We start from the raw sequence: 22714 nt of genomic DNA, 5'->3' as shown, positions 1-22714 counted from the left end.
TAATTCATTCTGTAGGCGTAGCCGTGCCGCAGGCTATCCTGTATTCTGTATCCTGAATCCTTACTATTATTCTTGTCACTCAAAATATTTCAGTCCTTGAAAACAGTTATTACTGACTAAACCTGCCAGCTTATTCTTAGATAGAGACAATGGCAGGTTTTTTACTTTCGTTCAATATTTGTTTTTTTCTAGTTCTAGGTTCTATAACATGAGGATTAACTCTAAAATATTTAGCTGCTTCTGACATATCAAATGTTAATAAACTAGCTTCATCTAAAATTTTCAATTCTTTTGTTCGACAAATTTCTACATTTAAAACCTTAATAATTTCGGCAGCTACAGCTTGTGCTAAAAGTGGGGGAACAGAATTACCAATTTGTCTAAAACCATGCCATTTTGTGGGATGAAATCTAAACCAGTCAGGATAGGAATGTAAACGCGCTGCTTCCCTAACAGTAATACATCTAGGTTTAAATGGATGTATGGGACGAGGAGAAGTAAATGCACCTTTATTACTCGCTGTTCCTGCTCTAAGTGTATTACATAAACCGTCAGGAGCAAGTTTATAAAAACGGCTTATTGGTTCTGTTTTTCCCGGAATAGTTGATGCAAATCTTTTGATAGATTCAGGACTATGTTTTGTTCTTAAACTGGAGGTTAAAATGCTATGATCAAATTTACGCGGATATGAAAAATTTGATTTTTCTCCGCAAAGATTACGCATTTTCATTCCGTAATTACTGGGGTTACCAAAATCAGCTACTACCCAATCTTGTATATATAATTCTGGATAATTTTCTATTTCGGGTAAATCTTTCAATGCTTCCCAAACGGTAGGTGTTTTTGGTAAATTGGAAGATTTATTTGACTTAGGGGGATGGGTGATTTGATCTGGATAATTAGGCAACTCTAAATCTTGACGACAACCAAGCAAAAATAATCTTTCTCTATTTTGAGGAACTCCATAATGAGCAGCATTTAAAACTTGGTAATTATGATTAACTTTGTAACCGTTATTTTCAAACTGATCAATTATTTCGGTAACAAATTCTTTGTGTTTACCTACAGTCATTCCTTTGACGTTTTCCATCACAAAGAACTTAGGCTGCAATTCTAAAACTAACCTAATAAAATGAAAAACTAAAGAATTTCTAGGATCATCAAAGTAACGTTTACCAATTAATGAGAAACCTTGGCAGGGTGGTCCACCAAAAACTACATCAATTTCTTGATTATCAATGTCGCTATTATTTCTAATTTCTGACCCTGTGGTATCTTCTACACTTTTACATAACACTTTCCAAAAGGGAAAATTAAATTCATGAACTGCACAATGAATAGGGTCTAATTCTACAGAAGCAAGGACATCAAAACCAGCTTGTTCAAAGCCAAGGGTCATACCTCCTACACCTGCAAATAAATCAACTGCTATCGGTCTTTTTTTCATTAGTTATTAGTTATTGGTTATCATCATAACATCATAAATTTTAAGGGTTTAGCAGTCCTAAACCCTTACTGACTGACTTATTTTTCCTATTAATTATTCTGCAAATCTAGCTATTAATTCCTCACGGGATAATTGCAATAACATAGGAGTAAATTCTTCTCTACTCATGAGAATTAATTTTTCGATAATTGTCGCTAGTTCTGCATCAATTCCACCAAAACGCACTTGTAGAATACTCTCAATCATTGCGCGTCTTTCTCTTTCTATACCCCTACCAATTCCTATTTTTTCCCCTTCTTCTATTCCTTGTTGAAGTCCTTGTTTTTTCAATTCTTCTAGTTGTTGTTGATAAATTTCCGATAATTTCATAATCAACTTCCGATCATCTGGATCAATATCTTGTTGTTGACGTTGACGTGCGGATAAAACAGCAATCAGGTCATTTACTAATTTTATGATATCTACAAGTAAGGGACTGTAGTCATATACAAGGGAATGGGGAATAGGGAATAGGGAATAATCAAATAAATATTATCACCAATTACCAATTACCAATTACCAATCACCGCATTTCCAAAATTTCCTTAGCAGCGCGATCGCACACTCCCAATTCTCCCAAACATTGCCGCATTTGCTGATAATCTGCTAAAGTTTTTTGTCTGTTTTCAGGATTTAATAATAATTCCATCGCTGCTTGAGTAATATTTTCAGATGTCGCTTTTTCCTGTAATAATTCTGGAACAATTTCCTTCATCACTACTAAATTCACAGGTGAAGCAAAAGGAATCGAACCTTTGAGAATATTCCTTCCTACCCAAGCAGTAAAAGCATGGAGACGATAAACAACAACTTGGGGAACATTTAACAAAGCCAATTCTAAATTTACAGTTCCAGATTTGGTAATTGCAAAATCAGCCGCTGCAAAAACTTCCTGTTGTTGACTTGATACTATACTTGCTTGTAACCCGTAATCTTGAATAGCTTTTTCAATTGTATTTCTAAATTTTTCCAAAGATAGCGGAATCCAAAAATGTGCTGCTGGTAATTGAGATTGGATATTTTGGGCAGCTTGGAAAATTACAGGTAATAGATATTTTAGTTCTTGACTACGGGAAGCTGGTAAAAGAGCGATCGCAATTTCATCTGGTTTAATTCCCAAACTTGTCCGCGCAGTTTCTCGACTGGGTGCATTAGCCATCCTATCAACTAAAGGATGACCAACCCAATGAACTTTAGCCCCTTTTTCCTGATAATAACGAGCTTCTTCTGGAAAAATTGCTAATAGCTTATCTGTAAAGCTAACAATTCGTTTTGTTCTCTCCAAACTCATCGACCACACCCATTCTTGGGGGGCAATGTAATATACCACAGGTACATCGGGAAAATGTTCATGCATATAACTACCAATCCCGATATTAGGAGTCATGTAGTCAATTAGCACGATTAAATCAGGGGGATTTTTTTTCAGATAGGCGATCGCTTTCTTTTGTACCTGGATAGTAGGTATAAAATAGGGCAAAGCCTCAATAATACCCATTGAACCGATACCGCTAGTATCGCCCAAAATTGTCGCTCCTGCTGCGGCCATCTTATCGCCACCCAAGGCCACAATGTCTAATTTTAACCCCAAAGCCATAGTTTGACGCTGAAGCGCCGTAATTAACAGCGCCCCCTGCAAATCTCCAGAAACTTCCCCAGTGCTGATAAATATCCGCATTTTAATTTTAGATTTTAGATTTTAGATTTTAGATCATGTCCGGGTAATTGCTTGTAATATCTTTTTTTCTCTTACCTGTTCCCTGTTCCCTGTTCCCTGTCTTAAACATGAATGATGAATTTAGGCGTGATTCATCATTCATCACTCATAAATCACGACTCATCACTTGTGCCTTTTGTCGCCTTTCCAGGAATCAAACCGCGTCTTCCTGGCATTTGCGAGAGTAGCAAGAAACGGCGTAGATGTTGCAACTGTTCTGTATCTCCCAACATTTCCAATTCTGCTAAAGCATCTTTAAACAGGAAATTAGAACGGTAGAGAATACGAAAAGCTTTTTTGAGAAGTTGGAATTCATTGGCAGGCATTCCTGAGCGTTTTAGACCCACCAAGTTGAGCGATCGAATCCGTGAAGGATTCCCCTCAACCAACATATAAGGAGGAACATCTCGGTCAATGCGAGTCATACCGCCTATCATTGACATACCACCGATATGCACAAATTGATGGACACCCAAAACCCCGCTTAATCTGGCGCGAGACTCAATGTGGACATGACCCGCTAAAGCCACAGAATTAGCAATTACCACTGAGTCCTCAATCACGCAGTTATGACCAACGTGAACATAAGCCATCAGTAGATTACCATTACCGATGACAGTCGCTTCCCCCCGACCTGTAGCGCGGTTAATAGTCACATACTCACGAATGGAATTATTGTCGCCAATTTTGACCCAAGTGGGTTCTCCCACATACTTGAGGTCTTGGGGTTCCATACCAATCACAGCACCAGGAAAAATATGATTTCGCGCTCCGATTTCACAGGGACCTTCTAACACCGCATGAGCGCCAATTACCGTTTCCGGTCCGACTTTGACATTCGCTCCAATCACAGCATAAGCACCGACTTGCACCGTTGAGTGGAGTTCCGAATTGGGATGTATTACAGCAGTTGGATGAATAAGTGTCTTCAAGGGTGACTCTCCAGAACTGAGTTCAGTGAAAAAAAGTGTCGGGCAAAATGGGCAAAATAAATTATGTGTGAGGATGACAAAAGTCTAGAAATCAGTAAATACGCTTGAGCTTTTTCGTGGTTACTGTTATCGTTGTTAATGATTAACTGAGGGCATTTCACGGCTATGCCCAAATCAGCAAAACCAATTTTAGCTCACCAAAGAAAACATTAGTTCCCCTTCAGCAGCTAGTTGTCCGTCTACTTCGGCGCGACCTTGCATTTTACCAAAACGACGCTGCTTGATTGATAACAGTTCCACTGTCATAATTAACTGATCACCAGGTACTACTTGACGGCGGAAACGGACTTTATCAATACCCACAAACACAAATAGACCTTTTGGTATATCAGGCATTTGCGTCATTACCACCCCTCCGACTTGCGCCATTGCTTCCACAATCAGTACACCAGGCATCAATGAGCGGCCAGGGAAATGACCCTGAAATTGGGGTTCATTAAAACTAACGTTTTTTACACCTACAGCTAATTTTCCTGGGACATAATCAATAATCCGGTCTACGAGTAAAAACGGATAACGGTGAGGTAGGAGTTGTTGAATCTCTTCCACCGTAAAGGTTGTTTTAATTTCCGGTGTATTGGCTTCCTGATGATCTTCTTCAGATGCAGTCACGTTAGTAGAATTAGCTTGGGTGAGAGTTGACATTGGTACTTTAGTTTATTGAAAATCTGGAAATGAAGTAGGCTAGATGATAGCGTACAATCTTAAATTTTAGTTAATTTTTAGGCCAATTCTTTAGCCCAATTCTAAAATCTTCTGCGCTAATTGAATATGCAGATTGTGACTGGCTTTGTATGCTAAAAAGTGAGCAACGGGAAATTTACCCAGTAAACTAATATCTCCCACTAAATCCAATATTTTATGACGTACTGGCTCGTTGGCAAATCTTAAAGGTGGATTTAGCCAACCATCGGGACCGCAAACCAAGGCATTATCTAAACTTCCACCCTTGATTAATCCTGACTTTTGCAGATATTCAATTTGATGCAATAAGCCAAAGGTGCGAGCAGGAGCAATTTCTGTAACAAAGGTATTTTTGGTATTTTCTAGATTGGGAGATAATGACCAACTGTACCATTGATTACCAATCGCAGGTAAATCAAAATCAATCCCATAGCTAAAGCGGATTTCCGAAGCTGGAAAAGCACAGACAAAAGCATCCTCTTGGTGAACCGAAATAGGTTCTTTAATAACTACAGGGGCTGATTCATCACTGACAGGTTGTGATACCAAGCCTATCGCCGCAATGCTATCAGTCCACAGCTGCGCCGAACCATCTAAAAGCGGTACTTCCGAACCATCAATTTCAATCCGGGCATTATCTACACCCATAGCAGCCAAAGCAGCCAATAAATGCTCTACTGTACGAACATAGACGGTATCTGTACCCAACTGAGTCGAGAGAACCGTTTGATTAACTGCTGCAATTTTGGCGGGAATAATGGGAGCATCTGGTAAATCTACCCGCACAAAATAACGACCGCTTCCCAGTTCTGCTGGTAAAATTCGCACATTGGTACTCACACCGCTATGCAGTCCCACACCCGTTTGGGTAATTTCCGCAGCTAGAGTGTGTTGGTGCATAGGACACAAGCTAATATATTATTTTGCTGATTATTACTCATTTTTTCTGTTCGTAGTAGACACCCTAAAAGGCAGGAGATGGGGCGATGGGGAGGCGGGGGAAGTTGATAACTCGTCAACTATCCACTATCCACTATCCACTATTAAAATCTTTCCCCAATTCCGAAGTTGATGCGGCTATCTCCATCATCACTAAGTCCATAGTCTATGCGAATTGGTCCCAATGGTGACTGTACGCGCACACCCAGACCATAACCATAGCCAGTACCATTTTTGTTGAGAATTTCTGCTGTTCTGGTACTGCTTCCCAGGTCACTACCATAATCAAAAAATAGTGCGCCGCTGACTACAGAGAACACAGGGAAGCGATATTCTACAGATGCTTGCACATAACTGCGTCCAGTTGCTAATCTGCCTTCATCGTAGCCCCGGACAGAATTACTACCACCAAGGGTAAAGGCTTCGTAGGGGGGTAAGTCACCCAGGATAGTACCGCCTTGGAGGTTAAATGCCAGGGTTTGTGGTCCTTTACCAAAACTGAGAAATTTCACTGGTAAATATTGGCTGTAGTTACCCCGTACCCTAGTCAGTAAAATATTGCCTTGTCCTACGGGTACAGATTGATCAACACCAAAACGCAGGTAAGAACCACTGGTTGGTTGTAGGGGATTATTACGGCGATCGCGTTGTGCGCCTAGTTGTAATAATAGTAAATCGTCTTCACCTGTTCCAGATTGGGTCAGGGGAATTGTGGGGCTAATTTGAACACCATTATCATCAAATATCGCCCCTTCTTTTCTCAAATTACCATCAGCATCACGGCTGGAAACTCGTTGATATTGCAAACCTGCTGAAGCTGTCCATTCTGACTTTTGGTAGGGATTAGCAGAAAGGGGACGAGTAAAGGATACACCACCACCTAAACGGGTAATCCGGGGACGATCCTGGTCATCTTCGTTTGTAGGATTACCGGGGTCAAAGGTTTCTATAGCGTCATCTTTACCCTCAAAAATCAAAGAAATTGAACGACGACGGAAAATATTTGCTGTATAAGAAGTGCGGTAAGGATCACCACCAATCCAAGGATCTGTAAACCGCAGGTCAAACAGCAGTTCTCTTTCTCCTAGCTGTACTTCAGCCCCAAGTTTCTGGTTTCTACCCCCCAGGTTTTGTTGTTGATAACTAACAGTACCAAATAACCCACTTGCCGAACTAATACCCGCACCGGCAGCAATTGAACCACTGCTGCGTTCTGCCACATTAAGTACCACATCTACCTTACTTGGGTCTGTACCAGGGTCAAGGGACACATTTACATCTTCAAACAATCCCAAACCAAATACCCGTTGTAGGTCTTTTTGGACAATGTTGCGGTTAAATACTTGACCTGGCTTTAATTCCAATTCTCGCTGAATAATATAGTCCTTGGTCCGTCCGCGAATTGGGTTGCCTTTCTCATCTACTTCCTCACCCTGTTTATTGCGGAAACGAACTTTGATATTTTCTACTACACCTTCTGCTACTTGCAGGGTGACAACTCCATTTTCTGAGACTTTGGGCGCTCCAATCACGTTGGCCAATACATAACCTTTGTCTTGATACTCTTTGGTTAACTTTTTAACTCCTTCTTGTAAATCGCGCAAGTTCAGGATTTTACCATACTGCTCACTGAAGATTTTATCTACTGTGTTGGCAGGGAGTACGGAAGCCACACCTGTTCCCGGATTAGCTTCCACTTCTACTTTACTGAGAACCGGGTTAGGACTGACAACGAAACTTACCCTCACACCCAAAGGTGTATCTTCTGGAACTGCTTGGACATTGGAGAAAAAGCCGGTGGCAAAGATAGCATTAATATCTTCTTGGAGTTGGGAGCGAGTTGTTGTTTGTCCTGCTTGGGTACGAATAGCATCATAAACTTTTTTTTCCAGGTCTTCGGAAATTGCACCTGTTGGAGTTTTGACTGCTACTTCTGAAACTAATACTCGTGGTTCTGCTGTTTCTGTTGTTTCGGGATTTGCAGGAGTAGCTGGTTGTGCTGCGGGAGGTTCGATGTTTTCCGGTGTAGAGTTCGTGTCAGGTGTTGCTTCTGTTTCTTGTGCTTGTGCAGTTTTTGATGATGTGGTGAAATTAGTAATAATTGCTGGTGATGTCCCTATACCTACTGCATTGGTAGATAATAGTTTGGATGAGGTGCTGACATGAGGGATAATTACCGATTTTGTCTCTACTTCTGCTGAATTATGAGCTAGTGCTGTTTGTAGGGCTTGTGCAGTTTTTGATGATGTGCTGACATGAGGGATAATTACCGATTTTGTCTCTACTTCTGCTGAATTACGAGCTAGTGCTGTTTGTATGGTTTGTGCAGTTTTAGCCGAAATTCTGATATCTGGGGTAATTGTCTCTGGTGCTGCTATTGCCGCTGAGTTATCAGCTAAAGCTGAAACAGGAGTTATGGCAGATGGAGATTCGGTTTCTATAACTACTGCTTTTGACGTGGGGACTGACTCTAGCTTTTGGCTAACATCATTCTCATTAGTTTCCTTTGATAGCTGTGGGTTCGTTTCTACCGTGGCAACTTCTGTGACTTGCTGGGGTTGATCAGGAGTTTGTGCAGTCGCACTCAGTGACTGATCGAAAGGGGCAGCGATCGCCACGACTGCCAATAATACAGGAGACAAATGCATTTTATTCATATTCCTCTTCACTACCACACTTACCACTTTGCAAAATTCAAAATTAAAAATTAAAAATTCAAAGATTTTGGCTCTCCACCACTTTTAATACTCTTTGTAAAACCTCCTGGTAGGCATTTTCTATATTCCCTAAATCACGACGAAAACGGTCTTTATCCATTACTCTGCGGTTGGGATCGTTTTCGGTGATGTCCCAGAGACGACAGGTATCAGGACTAATTTCATCTGCTAGAAGTAGCTGCTGTCCCACGTCCAAACCAAATTCGAGTTTAAAATCTACTAAGGTGATGCCACACTGCTGCCAAAAGTCCTTGAGAAATTCGTTGATTTGTAATGCCAGATGGGTAATACTGTCAACTTGTTCCTCTGTGGCTAGTTTGAGCAATAGTAAGCGATCGCGTGTCAAAAGTGGATCTCCTAAGTTATCATCTTTGTAGTAAAACTCTACCAAAGGCTTTGGCAGAACTGTACCCAATGGCAACCCTGTTTGTTGACACAGACTACCAGCAGCAATATTTCTCACAACTACTTCTACTGGCACAATTTTAACTGCTCTGACCAGCATTTGATTGGGAGCAGGACAATCTATGAAATGAGTCTTGATGCCATGCGCTGCTAATTGTTGAAACAATTTACTGGAAATAGTGCAGTTGATACTGCCTTTTCCCTGGATGCTGCCACGTTTTTGAGCGTTAAATGCAGTTGCGTCATCTTTAAAATCAGCCAATAAGATTTCAGGATCTTCTGTAATGTAGATAATTTTCGCTTTGCCTTCGTAAAGTTTGGTGTTAACAGACATAATGGTAGATACAGTTGGAGGTCAATTAATACTTGTCGGGGTTTTCTCTTCCAGGGTAAGGAGCAAGGGGAAAGAAAAAACCTTTAAACCAAACCTAGTAACTTTTTCCCCAGCAGCATTACTGGGAGGTAAATGGTTTCAAGCTTCACCATTTTATCTTTACTTATAGCTATTGGCCATAAGTTAACATCAGGGTGTAGGAGGCAAAAGGCAGGAGTTCCAGAAAAAGAATTAATTTTTTTTATTCCTTTCCCCTACACCCCACACCCTACACCCTATACCCTTGTCTTTCTCCTGCAACGGGTAAACTCTAGATAAAACTTTTACGATTTTAGTTAACTTTTTGTAATTTTTGGTAAATAAAATTTTATAATACTGTAAAAAAGTATGTATTAATACTTTGATTGCTGGATTTTTGGTTGAAGCTAATTAAAATCCATTGTTGTAAATTAAGGAATAAAATGAATTGACACTCACCGACCTGAAGGTAAGGTGATTCTTGGTTCAACGAGTCCACTTAGTTTAGATCCCTTGGGGTGTCTAACCCAGAGGTGGTTCTCTCCCCAAGCGTTAATTTTTCCCCTGTCCGGAGGTAGCTGCATCACTGCAAATTTTGTTTGAGTTAAATTCTGTGTCGCCTAGTACCTGTAAATCTTTTACCTACTTCCAGGTGATACTAGAACTACGAAGTAGAACCCCATAGATTTAGTTGTCAAGGTACAGATTGCCGTTAGGCAGTTAGGTTTTTATACAGGTTGATTACCGTTCCTGTTGGGATGATCATATCACAACTCACTGAGGCGTAAACGCCTCAACCGGCTTACCCTTCGGGAAGCAAGCTACATCCCTGCTATCAAGGACGGTTAAGTGTTGAAACTTGGCTCCAACACTTAACCGTTCGGCTGACGCTCACGGCGAAGCCTCAATGGTTTTCAGCCTTTTTTCTTATAAAGTCATATACGAACAGACTTTTAGCCCTATTTGCTGTTCCCCAATAGATGACTTACGTTTTGATTCTTTTGTCAAAGTTGAGATTGACTAATCCCTTAAACACTTTGCCGTAATCATGGTTTAATCATTAGCGTTTTCCTGGCTGAACACAATACAGATCAGAGTAGCTAGTGGTTCTGCTACAAACGAGAAAATCAAGAGGAGATTTAAATATATGGAGAAAAAAATGGTGAGTAAAGATGATTTTCTCTATCCTCGTGGTCGCTACTACGGTCATGTACAGCCTGAGAACTTGGTTTTTAACGCAAACTTACAGGAATTTGCCCAAAGAGTAAGTTATATATGCAACCTAGAAACCAGTGGCAAACTTCCACCAGAGGAAGCTTATGAACAGATTAAATTGTTATGGAAACAGTTAAAACGCTCTAAAAAACAATTACGGATTGGTGAAGAACCTTTTCAAGACAAAGACTCTGACGCGGGAGATGAGTGATTGGGTAGCAGAGGAGCTAGGTAGAAAATTCTTTACCGACACCCTATACCCTTCCTATTTTGTAATCATTGTCCAAACACCATCCCAGGAATTTGGCGGTGGTGTTTGCTGGTAGTTGTAGGAGCGTTCTAAATGGGTATCTACGGCTTGATCTGTAGGTCTGATACGCTTTGCAATTTCAAAACTAGCGATCGCTTGGCAGAAATCTTTTGCTACGTAAGCGGCACGACCCGCATCGTAATGATATAAAAATTCTTGAGTATTGGCATCTAGGGGAATGGAGCGATCGCCAATTAATTCATAAATATCTACAGCCTGATGTTTGCCTTTGACACGAATTCTATCTAATTGACGCACCCAAACACGCTCACTACAAAGATTATAAGTAAATTCACTGATGATAATATCACATCCATATTCTTTGGTCACTCCTTCCAAACGAGAACTCAGATTGACCCCATCGCCAATCACTGTATAATCCATGCGTTTGTGAGAACCGATATTTCCCGAAACCACTTCCCCAGAACTAATACCAATGCCAATATGAATTTGTGGCTGGGACTGAATAATCCGCTTGCGATTAAATTCTGCCAGTCGGCGGCGCATATCCAAGGCTGATTGTACTGCTCGCCAAGCATGATTTTCTGTTAATGGTAGCGGCGCACCAAAAACAGCCATTAAAGCATCACCAATAAACTTATCCAGAGTTCCTTCATAGTAGAAGACTGACTCTACCATTGTTTCAAAATATTGATTGAGCAGGGATACCACCTCAGCTGCTCCCAGGTTTTCCGTTAAAGTGGTATAACCCCGGATATCAGAAAATAAAATGGTGACTTCCTTACGCTCTCCTACCATTAAACTATCATCTCCCAGTGCCATTACTTGCTCGGCTACGTGGGGTGTGAGATAACGGTACATAGTGCTTTTGAGGCGTTTTTCTCGGCTAATATCTTCCAAGACTACTAAACCGCCTCTGACTCCTCCTTCGGGGTTAGTTAAGGGATTGATAGTTAAATTGAGACTACGTTCTAATGTTTTGACTACATCAGCACTCAGTAACTCAGATTGAGGAGTGAGGGGTTGATTCCAAGGAATGAAAATTTTTGGGTTAGTGCGATCGCGTACCGCTAAAATTAACTTCTGATTTTTCTGTCCAGAAAGCTGATTTCCTGCATTTTCTAATTGATATAATCCCACTTGTAAACTTTGCTCTGGGACATAATGCCTAGCTCCATATTTTAAGCTATCTTCCAGGCGCATTTGCAAATTTTCAATTGGTACAATTTCCCAAACTGGGCGACCCAGCAAATTTTCTTTCCATAACAGCTTATTTGCTATTTTGTTAGCTTCCTTTAAAGGACAACCCAGCAACTCCAGTGCTGCATCATTAATAGTAACTATTTGACCTTGCATATCTGTAGAAATCACAGCATCAGATAAACTTTGAAGGATATCTTTTTGATACTGTCTTTCTAACAAGACACTTTCAAATAAACGAGCATTTTCCAAAGCTATTCCAGCTTGGATATTAAAAGCTCGCATAAACTCTTCATCTGAGGTAGTAAAACTGCCTTGTTGTTTATTAATTAACTGGGTGACACCAATCAATTCATTGGCAGAGTTAAAAACTGGTAGACATAAAATATTGCGAGTTACATATCCAGTCTTATGATCTGTTGTTGGATCAAAACGAGGGTCTTGATAAGCATCAGGGATATTTAATGATTGACCTGTAGAAGCTACATAGCCAGCAATACCACGATTAGAAGGGATGCGGACTTCTATCAAGTTTTTGCCATCAGCCACAGCTACCTTTGTCCACAGTTCCCCCATTTCCTTGCGATACAAAAACAGTGTACTGCGGTCTGCTTGCATTAAAATCCGGGCTTGTTCCATGACTATTTGCAAAGTTGCCTCTAAATCCAAACTTTGCCCTAAAGTCTGAGTTGCACGTAACAAAGCTGTTGCACCCCGTTGATTTCGAGCTGCTACATAAAAAGATTGGCAACTTTCCAGAATAATCCCAATAGAAGCAGCAAAGTCCCGAAAAGATTCTTCATCATCATGATCAAAAGGAATATCTCCAGCTTTATTTGCCAGTTGTACTACAGCGACAATTTGCTTTTTACTACTCACAACCGGCATACACAAAAGATTGCGAATCTTATAGCCCATTTGTTTTTCTAACTCTGGACTAAAAAGAGGATGAGTAGAGGTTTCACAGATATTGAGATATTTACCTGTGCTGGCTACATGACCGGGAATGCCTACATTTAAGGGAGTGCGGATTTCTAAGAATTTTTGACTATTATCTTGGGGAACTTTTGACCATAATTGAGCCTTATCATAGTCAACTAAAAAAATAGCTGTATGTTCTGCTTGGAGAATTTGACCGATTTTGAGGGTCACGGCTTCTAGCACTTTCTCCAACATACTTTCTAGGGCTTCATTATTGATCAGATCAATAGCTCTCAAGAATTGCTGAAACTCAGCCGTGATAAAGTCAAGTAAGCAAACAAATTCGTTCACAGAAAGGTCTTTGACGCGACTGAGTAGGGCGTGGGTGCGATTAACTTGTGTCAGTTCAGTTAATGTAGCCAAGACGCTACCGGCGTTGGGGAGTGTCATAAAGTCACTTATCAGTTATCAGTTATCAGTTATCGGTAGCAAAAGGCAAAAGGCAAAAGGCAAAAGGCAAAAGGCAAAAGTTAATGAATCTTCTCCTGACTCCTGACTCCTGAAGGGCAGTTGCTTCACTTGGGGAAACCCCCAAGACCGCGCTGCGTCACCTGTCACCTGCCACATTTTGGTAATAATCTTGTAATTGCCGTGTAGCGGCTGCCCATCCCCATTTTTCTGCTTCTGTACGGGCATTTTTACGGATAAAAGCTATTTCATGTTTCTGTTGTAACAACTTTATAGTAACATCAATAGCTGCTTGAATATCAGCTTGAGGGTCAAAAAGATAACCATTGACACCATCTGTCACAATATCAGGAATGCCGCCAGAACGGGCTGCGACGACTGGACAACCTGCGGCCATTGCTTCTAGTAGCACCAAGCCTAATGTTTCTGTACGGGAAGGAAAAATAAAGGCATCAGCACTAGCAAAGGCAGAACCTAATTCTTTTCCCCGCAAATAACCAACAAAATAGGTGTTTGTGCCTGCAAAGTGCTTTTCTAAGTTTTGGCGATTCGGCCCATCTCCAACTAATGCCAATCGGGCATCAGGAATAGCTTCTAAAATGGGTTTAATACGTTCAATTTCTTTTTCAGCCGAAAGACGACCAACATATAACAATAAGGGGCTTTCTGGATGATTTTGCGTGAGGCGCGATCGCATTTCCTGGCTGGCTAAATCGGGATGAAATAATTCTGTATCTACTCCCCGTTGCCATAAATCTAATCTTTCAATCCCATGTTCTGATAGTTCCTCGATCATTGCTGTCGAGGTACACAAATTTAACGCTGCTTGATTATGCCCTGCTTTTAGTAATTCCCATAGTAGCCCTTCCAACATTCCTAAACCGTAATGTTGCAGATATTGAGGTAAATGGGTATGGTAGGAAGCAACTAAAGGAATTTTTAAAACTTTACTATAAAAAATACCTGATAATCCTAAAACTGCGGGATTAACAACATGAATAATATCTGGTTGAAACTCTTCTAATTCGTAACCAATGGCAGGACGAGGCAGTGCTAATTTTAACTCCGGATACAAAGGCAGTGGAAACCCCGTCACACCGTAAACTTTCGCTCCTTTATGTTCTGTGATGCCACCTTCCGGGGCAAATACTAATACTTGATTTCCATCCCTTTGGAGATGATCAACAGTGTGACGTAGACGGGTGACAATCCCATCAATCTTGGGTAAAAAAGTTTCAGTGAATAGGGCAATTCTCATAAATAAGTAGGAGTCAGGAGTCAGGAGTCAGGGAGGTGGGGTGTAGAGAGGTGGGGTGCAGGGGAGAAATAAATTCAAAATTCAAAATTCAAAATTCAAAAACTCTTGCCTTTTGCCTTTTGCCTCTTGCCTTCTTTCTGTCACCTGTCACCTGTCACCTGTCACCTAATTATCTATGCCAAGTGACTTTAGGCAGAATTTGGTTATTATCCACTCGCTGTTGATACTTGACTGCAAAGTTTAACAGTGAATCAAGCAGAGAATCAGAAAGATAGTGAGGTTCTAAGCCTAAATCTAGCAGTTTGGTGTTTTTGGCGTTGAAGTAGTGTTCTTCTTTTTCGATTCTGGGGTTATCAATGTTGTTAATGTCTACATTTAGTCCCATTGCATTACCGGCTTTTTTCACCATCAAGGCCAAGTCACCAACGCTGAATAATTCGGTAAATTGGTTAAATACGCGGAATTCTCCAGGTTGGGCTGGGTTGGCGATCGCTAGTTCAATACATCGTACTGTATCCCGAATATCCAAAAAGCCGCGAGTTTGTCCACCTTTACCGTAAACAGTGAGGGGATGTCCTATTGCTGCTTGAATACAGAAACGGTTTAACGCTGTACCAAATACACCATCATAATCAAGGCGGTTAATCAGTAGTTCGTCCATCCCCGTTTCTTCGGTGAGAACGCCATAAACTATACCTTGATTTAAATCTGTTGCCCGTAAACCCCAAATCCGGCAAGCAAAGTGAATATTATGACTGTCGTGGACTTTGCTTAAGTGATACATTGAACCGGGCTGTTTGGGATAGGGCAGAGTATCCTTACGTCCATTGTGTTCAATGGTGATATAACCTTCTTCAATGTCAATATTGGGTGTACCATATTCACCCATTGTTCCCAATTTCACCAAATGACAATCTGGGAAATCTTCTCTCATGATGTACAGCAAGTTCAATGTACCAACGACGTTATTAACTTGAGTGAGTACCGCGTGTTCACGGTCAATCATGGAAAAGGGTGCTGAACGCTGTTCACCAAAATGTACTATGGCATCTGGCTGAAATTGGTGTAAAGCTTTGTGCAGAAAACTGTAATTGGTAATATCGCCAATAAACAGGTCGATTGATTTACCAGTCAAATCTTGCCATCGTTGGAGACGTTGCTGAATTGGTGCAATTGGGGTTAGAGTCTCAACACCGAGTTCATTATCCCAGTGCCGGCGCACCAAACTGTCTAAAATTCCAACTTCATAACCTTGCTTAGAAAGGTAGAGTGCAGTTGCCCAACCGCAATACCCATCGCCACCAATAACCAGGACTTTCATTTTTACCAGTTTTTACTCGCTGATAGCTAAATCTATCAGGTTTCTGTCCCCTGTTCATCACTAATTCTGGTCATTGGTTATTGGAAAAAGAGGCAGAGGAGAAAAGTTTTCCCCCTTACTCCCTGCTCCCTGCGACCTTTCCTCTTTCTTGCTCCCTGCGACCTTTCCTTCTTCTCTGTCACCTGTCACCTGTCCCCTGTCACCTGATTTTATACTGCTTGGCAACGTAATAAAACAACCGATAGTATTCTTTAAATTCCTTGCTGTTGCTTTGTCCTTGCCAATGATATTTCACCTGACCTTGAGATATGGTCAGTGTCATGGAAGTAGTTTGTTGACCAACGTCTACAGACAGTACTCCAAAAACTCCCTCAGCAGTTTGAAAATTCTGTGTCTGCTCTCTTATGTATTGGTCTTGAATACTAACTTCTAAGTGCCTACTAGCCCACGCCCGCATCTCTACATTCCTGTTATTTGGTGCAACAAAGGCAATACCATCGTTGTTATCAGAATTTCCTGAAGAATTCCAATTGCTGGGATAGGGAAACTCAAAACTATAGCGCGTGTTGCTGTAAGTTTTCCAGGTAGCTTCGGATGCATAAATATTGATGATAGTACATCCAGACAAAATCATTGCTGTGCCAATAGTGCCAATACTGGAGACTGCACCCGCTATTACTCGCATCCATCTGCGAGTTTTTAACACAGCAATAGACATAAATCACACCCTTTACCCTACTTTACTTTCAGTATATTCTGATTGGCTTTGCAACTCAGGTTCTTGGGCATTGGGAATTATTTTCTGATTCTCCTGAACTCCTGAACTCCTGCCTCCTGAACTCCTAATTATGAAGATATGTAACAAAATAGCTGTCAAAACGTCTTTCTGTCTTGACAAGGGAGAAAGGAGGCGATAGGGTAGGATACATACCCGGGTAAGACCGTTAATAAGTTATATGCAAACTAAGCAAAAGGTAACATTGTATTTATCGCCGGAATTGCACAGAAGGCTAAAGATTCGTTCCGCAGTAGACACAGAACCAATGTCAGACCTTGCAGAACGGGCGCTGGATTTCTACCTGACCAACTCGGAATTAGTAGAAGAGTATGAAGAGTCTTCTTACGGCAGAACTCACAGGGTATATTCCTGTCCAGTTTGTGAAAGTTCGCTAATTTTACGAGATGGTGAGTTAGTAGCTTTGGGCAATCAACCAGGAATCATTGGTCAAGATCATCTGCCCATTGATGAAATGGAACAAGAAGAAACCCATCCCAAGGGTGAGGAAGAATTAGTTCCCTGCTAGTTAGGAATTATGAATGGATAAATTCATAGTTTGTCTTTAATCAACGGCGATGATTGTACTGTCTCTATAAGGTCTCAAGTAGGTCGATAGTATGAAAGAAGAGCTCAATATTCTCATTCAAGCTCAATACCCTTTAATCTACCTTGTGACCTCCGAGGAAGAACGGGCAGAGCAAGCAATCCATACAATCGCTCAATTGTTAAAGCCTCAACGTCGAGTTTATGTTTGGACAGTAACTCACGGCATTGTGGAGTACGGTCAACCCCGGAGTGTCACTCAACATAATACCGTTTCGCCAGAGGCGGCGATTGAGTGGATCATTCGGCAGAAAGAACCCGGTATATTTATTCTTAAAGATTTACATCCTTTTATTGATGCTCCGGCAACAACTAGATCGCTTCGGGATGCGATCGCTAGTTTTAAGGGAATGCAAAAGAACATCATTTTGATGTCTCCCATGCAGCAAGTACCAATAGAACTGGAAAAAGAAGTTGTTGTCATCGACTTCCAACTGCCGGATATGTCCGAGTTAAACAAAGTTTTAACTCAGCATCAAGAGCAGCATCGTGGTCGCAGGTTGACAACTGAAGCTAGAGAAAAACTTCTGAGAGCCGCTTTAGGTCTAACTAAAGATGAAACTGAGAAAGTATATCGTAAGGCTCAGGTGACAACTGGACGCTTGACGGAAGATGAAGTAGATATAGTTTTATCTGAGAAAAAGCAACTCATTCGCCGTAACGGTATTTTAGAGTACATCGAAGAAGATGAAACTATTGAAGCTGTTGGCGGTTTGGAAGAGTTGAAAAGGTGGCTCAAACAACGCTCTAACGCTTTTACAGAAAGAGCGAGAGAGTATGGTTTGCCTCAACCTAAAGGGATGTTAATTCTTGGTGTTCCTGGTTGTGGTAAGTCACTGATTGCCAAAACTACCTCCCGTCTGTGGGGTTTACCAATCTTACGATTAGATATGGGGCGGGTTTACGATGGCTCAATGGTGGGTCGGAGTGAAGCAAATCTGCGGAACGCCCTAAAAACAGCAGAATCAATTTCCCCGACGATTCTGTTTATCGACGAGTTGGATAAATCTTTTGCCGGTAGTGCAGGTTCTGGTGATTCCGATGGCGGGACATCAAGTAGAATTTTTGGTTCTTTCTTGACTTGGATGCAAGAAAAGAAGTCACCAGTATTTGTTATGGCGACTGCTAACCGGGTAGAACGCTTACCTGGAGAGTTTTTGAGAAAAGGTCGCTTTGACGAAATTTTCTTTGTGGATCTGCCTACACCTGAAGAACGTCAGGATATCTTCAACATTCATCTGACTAAAAGACGAGAAGATATTGCTAGATTTGATCTAGAACAACTAGCAAAGATGTCAGACGGTTTTTCTGGGGCAGAAATTGAACAGGCGATCGTGGCGGCGATGTATGAAGCTTTCGCCCAAGATCGGGAGTTCACCCAATTAGATATTATTGCTGCGCTCAAGGCAACTTTGCCGCTGTCAAGAACGATGCAAGAACAGGTCACAGCTTTAAGAGACTGGGCCAGACAGCGTGCTAGACCCGCAGCGTCCTCTGTCGCTGAATATCAGCGGATGGAGTTCTAAAAGCTTTCCTCTGTATGCCAGAGGGGAAAGGTTAGCTACGAAGCTAACAGGTTACGAAAACAGCCGCTTCCCAATTAATGCGGCTTCGCTGAAAAAGAAACCGTTGTCGTTTTTCTCATCAATCTTCTCATTGGAGGAAACCCAAATGTCTCACTTTAGCACTCTGCGTACCAAAATCACCGATGCCGAAATCCTCAAATCTTCTTTGCGCGACCTGGGTATCAGCGTAAAGACTGAAGCTGATGTTCGTGGTTATAACGGTCAGCGTGTACGTTCCGACATCGTTGCTGTATTGGAAGGCGAGTACGATTTAGGTTGGTCTCGCAATAGCGATGGTTCTTTTGACTTAATCGCTGACCTGTGGGGCGTTGCTAAGAAGCACAACCAAACCGAGTTGATTAACTCCATTAACCAAAAATACGCCGTTAACAAGACTTTGGCTGAAGTAAAACAGCGCGGCTTGCAAAACGCTAACGTTAAGTTGGTATTGCAATAAGAATTTCTCTGCGCGTTCCCAAAGCTGAACGGGTTAACCAAGCATTAGCGGTTAGCCCGCTTTTTTTTGTCTGATAGCTAACGCCAAGCGCAAGCCATATCAGGATGTCCAGGATTTTAGGATTTACAGGATTTAGAAAATTTGTGATTTGAGCAGGTGGGAAAACTATGTAATTGGCGTTTCATTGGAAGATATACTACCTAAAAACTGACTTGGTGTAACAATCAAGATATCTCTAAAAGGATGCAGTTCTAATAAGTCTTTATCTCCTGTGATAATATGAGTAGCATTTCCAGAAATGGCTAATTCTAAGAATTTATTATCTTTAGGATCTCGACAAATATCTACTGTTTCAGTAATTGTGATTAATTCTGTTTCTCTGGCTAAACTTGCTAAAAAGTCTTCACGAATTTCTCTCGATAGATAACGATCAAATTTTTTACGACTGAGTACATCAATTAATTCTGCTAAAATTTCTGCTGAAATTAAGATTGATCCGGTTTGTTTAGCTTCTCTGAAAGCTTGCATTGTGGTAGATTGAGAAAAGATTAATGCACTGATAATTACATTCGTATCTATTACGAATCGGTTAGTTTTCATCATTGAGAATTGATTCTAAAATTTCTGGGGTGATTCCGTTAGCAATTGCTTGTTGACTCGCTGCTTTCATGATGTCTAAGAGTGGTTTTTCACTGACTGCTTTTTGCAGCATAATTTTCAAAAACAGTTGGATTTTTTGCTGTTTTTCTGGTTCTGCTTCTCGGTACGCTTTGGCAATTTCTGGGTCAACTTGAATGGTAATGTTTTCCATAATGATTTAAGAAGCTATCAATTTACTTTTTTGATTATAACAATTAGATGTAGCTTGGATTGACGCAAGGAAAGCCAACAATTTAACAATTGGTCAGAATCAGGATGTCCAGAATTTAAGGATTTACAGGATTTAGAAAAGTGGTGATTTGAGCAGGTATGAAAACTATGTTATCAAAATCATCTTGGTTGATGTAAATATACTTAAAAAACTGGTTTAGATGGGTTAAATGTAGTATCATGTTTACTCAGTTATTTATAATGATGCTGAGTAAAAAAGATGCTGGTTTATGAATATTGATTTAGATGCGATCGCACGTTATCTGATTATTTATTTTATCAATTTGTCAGAATCAGGATGTCCAGGATTTAATGATTTACAGGATTTAGAAAAGTTGTGATTTGAGCAGGTCTGAAAACTATGTTATCAAAATCATCCTGGTGGATGTAAATATATTTAAGAAATACTGGTTTAGATGGGTTAGGTTTAGTATAATGTTTACTCAGTTTATTTATGATGATGCTGAGTAAAAAAGATGCTGGTTTATGAATATTGATTTAGATGCGATCGCACACCACCTTAACCAATCTTTAAGCCTTAACGGTATTATAGGCGTTACCGCTAAAGTTTCCGTTAACCATGATTGTCTCAAAATAATCCTAGTATCCGAAGAAACAAAAGAAACTACAGATAAAGACGAATTATTACAAGTCACTATCACATCACTACGTGATTTAGAATTAACTACTATTCAAACTGTCAAAATTCATGGACAGCAGATTAATAGTTTCGATTTAGATTGGTCATATAAATACAAGTCTGGATTATTTTCAGAAAATAACTCTAATTATTCCCAAGATAATCAAACTAAACATCAAAATAAAAAACAAAATACTACATCGAATAATCGGATTAAAAGAGATCAGATAAAAGTATCTCAAGATGAATTTGAAGAGGCATTAAAAAACTGTTCAAAAACAGCTAACTCTGCTTATGATCGTAGTATTAGATATGCAAAGAAAGTAGAAATAACAATTAAAAGAATTAATGGCGATCTTGAAGCTGTTAGCCATAAAATTGTGAAATTTAAGGGTTCTGAACAATTCCAATTTGCAGAGACACTCAAACAAATTCAATCAGATATTCAAAAATTATCCGAAGCTAGTTTAGCCGATTTGTTTATTTCTTTAGATCAGAAAAGAAAACATCTAGAATATTTTACAGTTGCATTATTTGGTAGAACAAAAGCTGGTAAAAGTACCTTACGAGAAACACTAACTCGCGGTAATGGTAGCACAATTGGTAAAGGTTCACAACGCACCACCAGAGATGTAACAGAATATTCTTGGCAAGGTTTACGGTTACTTGATACACCTGGAATTGAGGCTTATCAAGGTGATGATGATACACAAAAAGCTAATGAAATCATTGATCAATCTGATATCATTTTGTTTTTAACCAGTGATGATTCTGTGCAACCTGGTGAATTTAAAGCAATGGCACAATTACAACAAATCAATAAATATTTTGCTGTAATTCTTAATGTTAAACATGATATTTCTAATAACTTAGAAGATTTAAAAATGTTTATTGATATTCCAGAAATGGTATTTGATGAAGATAGGTTATCACAACATAAACATCATATTCAAAGTCACATTCAAGAATATTTGAATTTAGATAATGTAGATATAGTTCCTATTCATGCTCAATCTGGTTTTTTAAGTACGCAAGCAGAATATCAAGAGTATAGCAGTCAACTTTGGCAGTTGAGTAAAATAGAAGAATTATATTCTTTAATTGCTTATCAAATTTATACTAATGGTCAAGATTTACGCTTATCAACTTTCGCTGATAGCTTGGAATATTTTATTAAGTCAATTAATCAAAAATTAGCTGCTGCAAAATCTCAGTTATCTGTTCAGTTAAACTTTATTGAACAGAAACAAAGAGAAATCGAAAAGATATTTGCAGAAATCGAAAAAGAAGGTGATAGAAAAATTAAAGATAAATGTGACTCTTTATATGATCTGATAGAAAATCAAATAGGTAGTTTTGTTGATAAATATTCAGATTCAGATATGGATATCAATGGAAGACAGAGAGAATGGAATAAAATAGTTAATGAAAAAAATCTTGAAGAAACTATGAAATCTTGCATAGAGGCAATATTTTCAGATTTAGGAGAAAAATTCAAGGAATTTGAACAAGAATATGAATATGATATTAAAAATATTCAGATTGATATGGCAATGAATTTGAGTAACATTAACAAAGACGATACAGGAAAGTGGATAAAATGGGGTAGTGTAGCTGTTGGTGCTGTTGGTGCAGCAGCTTTTGTAGCAGCAAATTGGTGGAATCCTGGAGGGTGGGTTGTGGGAGCAGGGTTAGTAACTACTCTTGCTAGTATGGGTGGTAGTTTTGCTGGTGACTGGAAAAAAGTAGATGATGATAAAAATTATAAAAAGGATATTGAAAAAGAAAAAAAATCACTGAAACAACAGGTAAAACAAAAAAGAGAGATAACTATAAAAGCCTATCAAGATTCATT

Annotated in this window: 19 protein-coding genes; 5 read left to right on the top strand and 14 right to left on the bottom strand. The window is 39.9% G+C overall.

Features of this window, described 5'->3' with window-relative positions; all coding sequences use genetic code 11:
• Nucleotides 1–136: 136 nt before the first annotated feature.
• From A0J48_RS09270 to purC, 8 genes are all read right to left on the bottom strand, one after another.
• Nucleotides 137–1447 carry a DNA cytosine methyltransferase gene (locus A0J48_RS09270; RefSeq protein ID WP_200322426.1) on the bottom strand — a complete coding sequence of 437 codons (1311 nt, stop codon included), beginning with the start codon at nt 1445–1447 and terminating at the stop codon, nt 137–139.
• A gap of 93 nt (nt 1448–1540) precedes the next feature.
• Nucleotides 1541–1816, bottom strand: coding sequence for a hypothetical protein (locus tag A0J48_RS09265; protein WP_200322424.1), 276 nt, complete (start codon nt 1814–1816; stop codon nt 1541–1543).
• Nucleotides 1817–2009: 193 nt separating this feature from the next.
• The gene (gene lpxB, locus A0J48_RS09260) at nt 2010–3164 is read right to left on the bottom strand and encodes a lipid-A-disaccharide synthase (protein ID WP_200322422.1); all 1155 of its coding nucleotides are present in this window, start codon (nt 3162–3164) and stop codon (nt 2010–2012) included.
• A gap of 152 nt (nt 3165–3316) precedes the next feature.
• On the bottom strand, nt 3317–4135 hold the full coding sequence (gene lpxA, locus A0J48_RS09255; RefSeq protein ID WP_200322420.1) for an acyl-ACP--UDP-N-acetylglucosamine O-acyltransferase: 819 nt from the start codon (nt 4133–4135) through the stop codon (nt 3317–3319).
• A gap of 189 nt (nt 4136–4324) precedes the next feature.
• A complete protein-coding gene (gene fabZ, locus A0J48_RS09250) occupies nt 4325–4840 on the bottom strand; it encodes a 3-hydroxyacyl-ACP dehydratase FabZ (RefSeq protein WP_200322418.1) in 516 nt (171 codons plus the stop codon).
• A 90-nt stretch (nt 4841–4930) separates the two neighbouring features.
• Nucleotides 4931–5779, bottom strand: coding sequence for a UDP-3-O-acyl-N-acetylglucosamine deacetylase (gene lpxC, locus A0J48_RS09245; RefSeq protein ID WP_200322416.1), 849 nt, complete (start codon nt 5777–5779; stop codon nt 4931–4933).
• Between the two features lie 143 nt (nt 5780–5922).
• A complete protein-coding gene (locus A0J48_RS09240) occupies nt 5923–8466 on the bottom strand; it encodes a BamA/TamA family outer membrane protein (RefSeq protein ID WP_200322469.1) in 2544 nt (847 codons plus the stop codon).
• 67 nt (nt 8467–8533) lie between these two features.
• The gene (purC, locus tag A0J48_RS09235; RefSeq protein WP_200322414.1) at nt 8534–9274 is read right to left on the bottom strand and encodes a phosphoribosylaminoimidazolesuccinocarboxamide synthase; all 741 of its coding nucleotides are present in this window, start codon (nt 9272–9274) and stop codon (nt 8534–8536) included.
• 1165 nt (nt 9275–10439) lie between these two features.
• Here purC and A0J48_RS09230 point away from each other — a divergent pair.
• Nucleotides 10440–10718: a DUF7219 family protein gene (locus tag A0J48_RS09230; RefSeq protein ID WP_200322412.1), complete on the top strand. Its 279-nt coding sequence runs from the start codon at nt 10440–10442 to the stop codon at nt 10716–10718.
• Between the two features lie 54 nt (nt 10719–10772).
• Here the strand turns inward: A0J48_RS09230 and A0J48_RS09225 are convergent, their stop codons facing one another.
• The 4 genes from A0J48_RS09225 to A0J48_RS09210 form a co-directional block, all read right to left on the bottom strand.
• On the bottom strand, nt 10773–13349 hold the full coding sequence (locus A0J48_RS09225; protein WP_200322410.1) for an adenylate/guanylate cyclase domain-containing protein: 2577 nt from the start codon (nt 13347–13349) through the stop codon (nt 10773–10775).
• A 157-nt stretch (nt 13350–13506) separates the two neighbouring features.
• Nucleotides 13507–14625: a glycosyltransferase family 4 protein gene (locus A0J48_RS09220; protein ID WP_200322408.1), complete on the bottom strand. Its 1119-nt coding sequence runs from the start codon at nt 14623–14625 to the stop codon at nt 13507–13509.
• A gap of 169 nt (nt 14626–14794) precedes the next feature.
• Nucleotides 14795–15946, bottom strand: coding sequence for an NAD-dependent epimerase/dehydratase family protein (locus A0J48_RS09215; protein ID WP_200322407.1), 1152 nt, complete (start codon nt 15944–15946; stop codon nt 14795–14797).
• A gap of 199 nt (nt 15947–16145) precedes the next feature.
• Entirely contained in the window at nt 16146–16664 is a 519-nt protein-coding gene (locus tag A0J48_RS09210) for a hypothetical protein (RefSeq protein ID WP_200322406.1), read from the bottom strand.
• Nucleotides 16665–16902: 238 nt separating this feature from the next.
• On the opposite strand from A0J48_RS09210, the gene A0J48_RS09205 reads away from it, so the two are divergent.
• The 3 genes from A0J48_RS09205 (at nt 16903) to A0J48_RS09195 (ending at nt 19349) form a co-directional block, all read left to right on the top strand.
• Entirely contained in the window at nt 16903–17250 is a 348-nt protein-coding gene (locus tag A0J48_RS09205) for a hypothetical protein (RefSeq protein WP_200322405.1), read from the top strand.
• 91 nt (nt 17251–17341) lie between these two features.
• Complete coding sequence (gene ycf46 / locus A0J48_RS09200; protein WP_200322404.1) at nt 17342–18853, top strand: stress-responsive protein Ycf46; 1512 nt, start codon at nt 17342–17344, stop codon at nt 18851–18853.
• 145 nt (nt 18854–18998) lie between these two features.
• Nucleotides 18999–19349, top strand: a complete 351-nt coding sequence (locus tag A0J48_RS09195; RefSeq protein ID WP_048868763.1) for a DUF1257 domain-containing protein — start codon at nt 18999–19001, stop codon at nt 19347–19349.
• Between the two features lie 165 nt (nt 19350–19514).
• On the opposite strand, the gene A0J48_RS09190 is transcribed toward A0J48_RS09195, so the two are convergent.
• Together A0J48_RS09190 and A0J48_RS09185 are read right to left on the bottom strand one after the other, a co-directional pair.
• A complete protein-coding gene (locus A0J48_RS09190) occupies nt 19515–19952 on the bottom strand; it encodes a putative toxin-antitoxin system toxin component, PIN family (protein ID WP_411841125.1) in 438 nt (145 codons plus the stop codon).
• A complete protein-coding gene (locus A0J48_RS09185) occupies nt 19939–20160 on the bottom strand; it encodes a hypothetical protein (protein WP_200322403.1) in 222 nt (73 codons plus the stop codon). The genes A0J48_RS09190 and A0J48_RS09185 overlap by 14 nt, the downstream gene beginning before the upstream one ends.
• Nucleotides 20161–20705: 545 nt before the next feature.
• Between A0J48_RS09185 and A0J48_RS09180 the strand changes: the two genes are divergently transcribed.
• On the top strand, nt 20706–22714 hold a 2009-nt coding region (locus A0J48_RS09180), incomplete at its 3' end, for a GTPase domain-containing protein (RefSeq protein ID WP_200322401.1).

This window comes from Sphaerospermopsis aphanizomenoides BCCUSP55 (genome assembly GCF_001586785.1).
Taxonomy (GTDB): domain Bacteria; phylum Cyanobacteriota; class Cyanobacteriia; order Cyanobacteriales; family Nostocaceae; genus Sphaerospermopsis_A; species Sphaerospermopsis_A aphanizomenoides_A.
The sequence above is the reverse complement of the archived record's forward strand: the minus strand, read 5'-3'. Positions and strand labels throughout refer to the sequence as shown.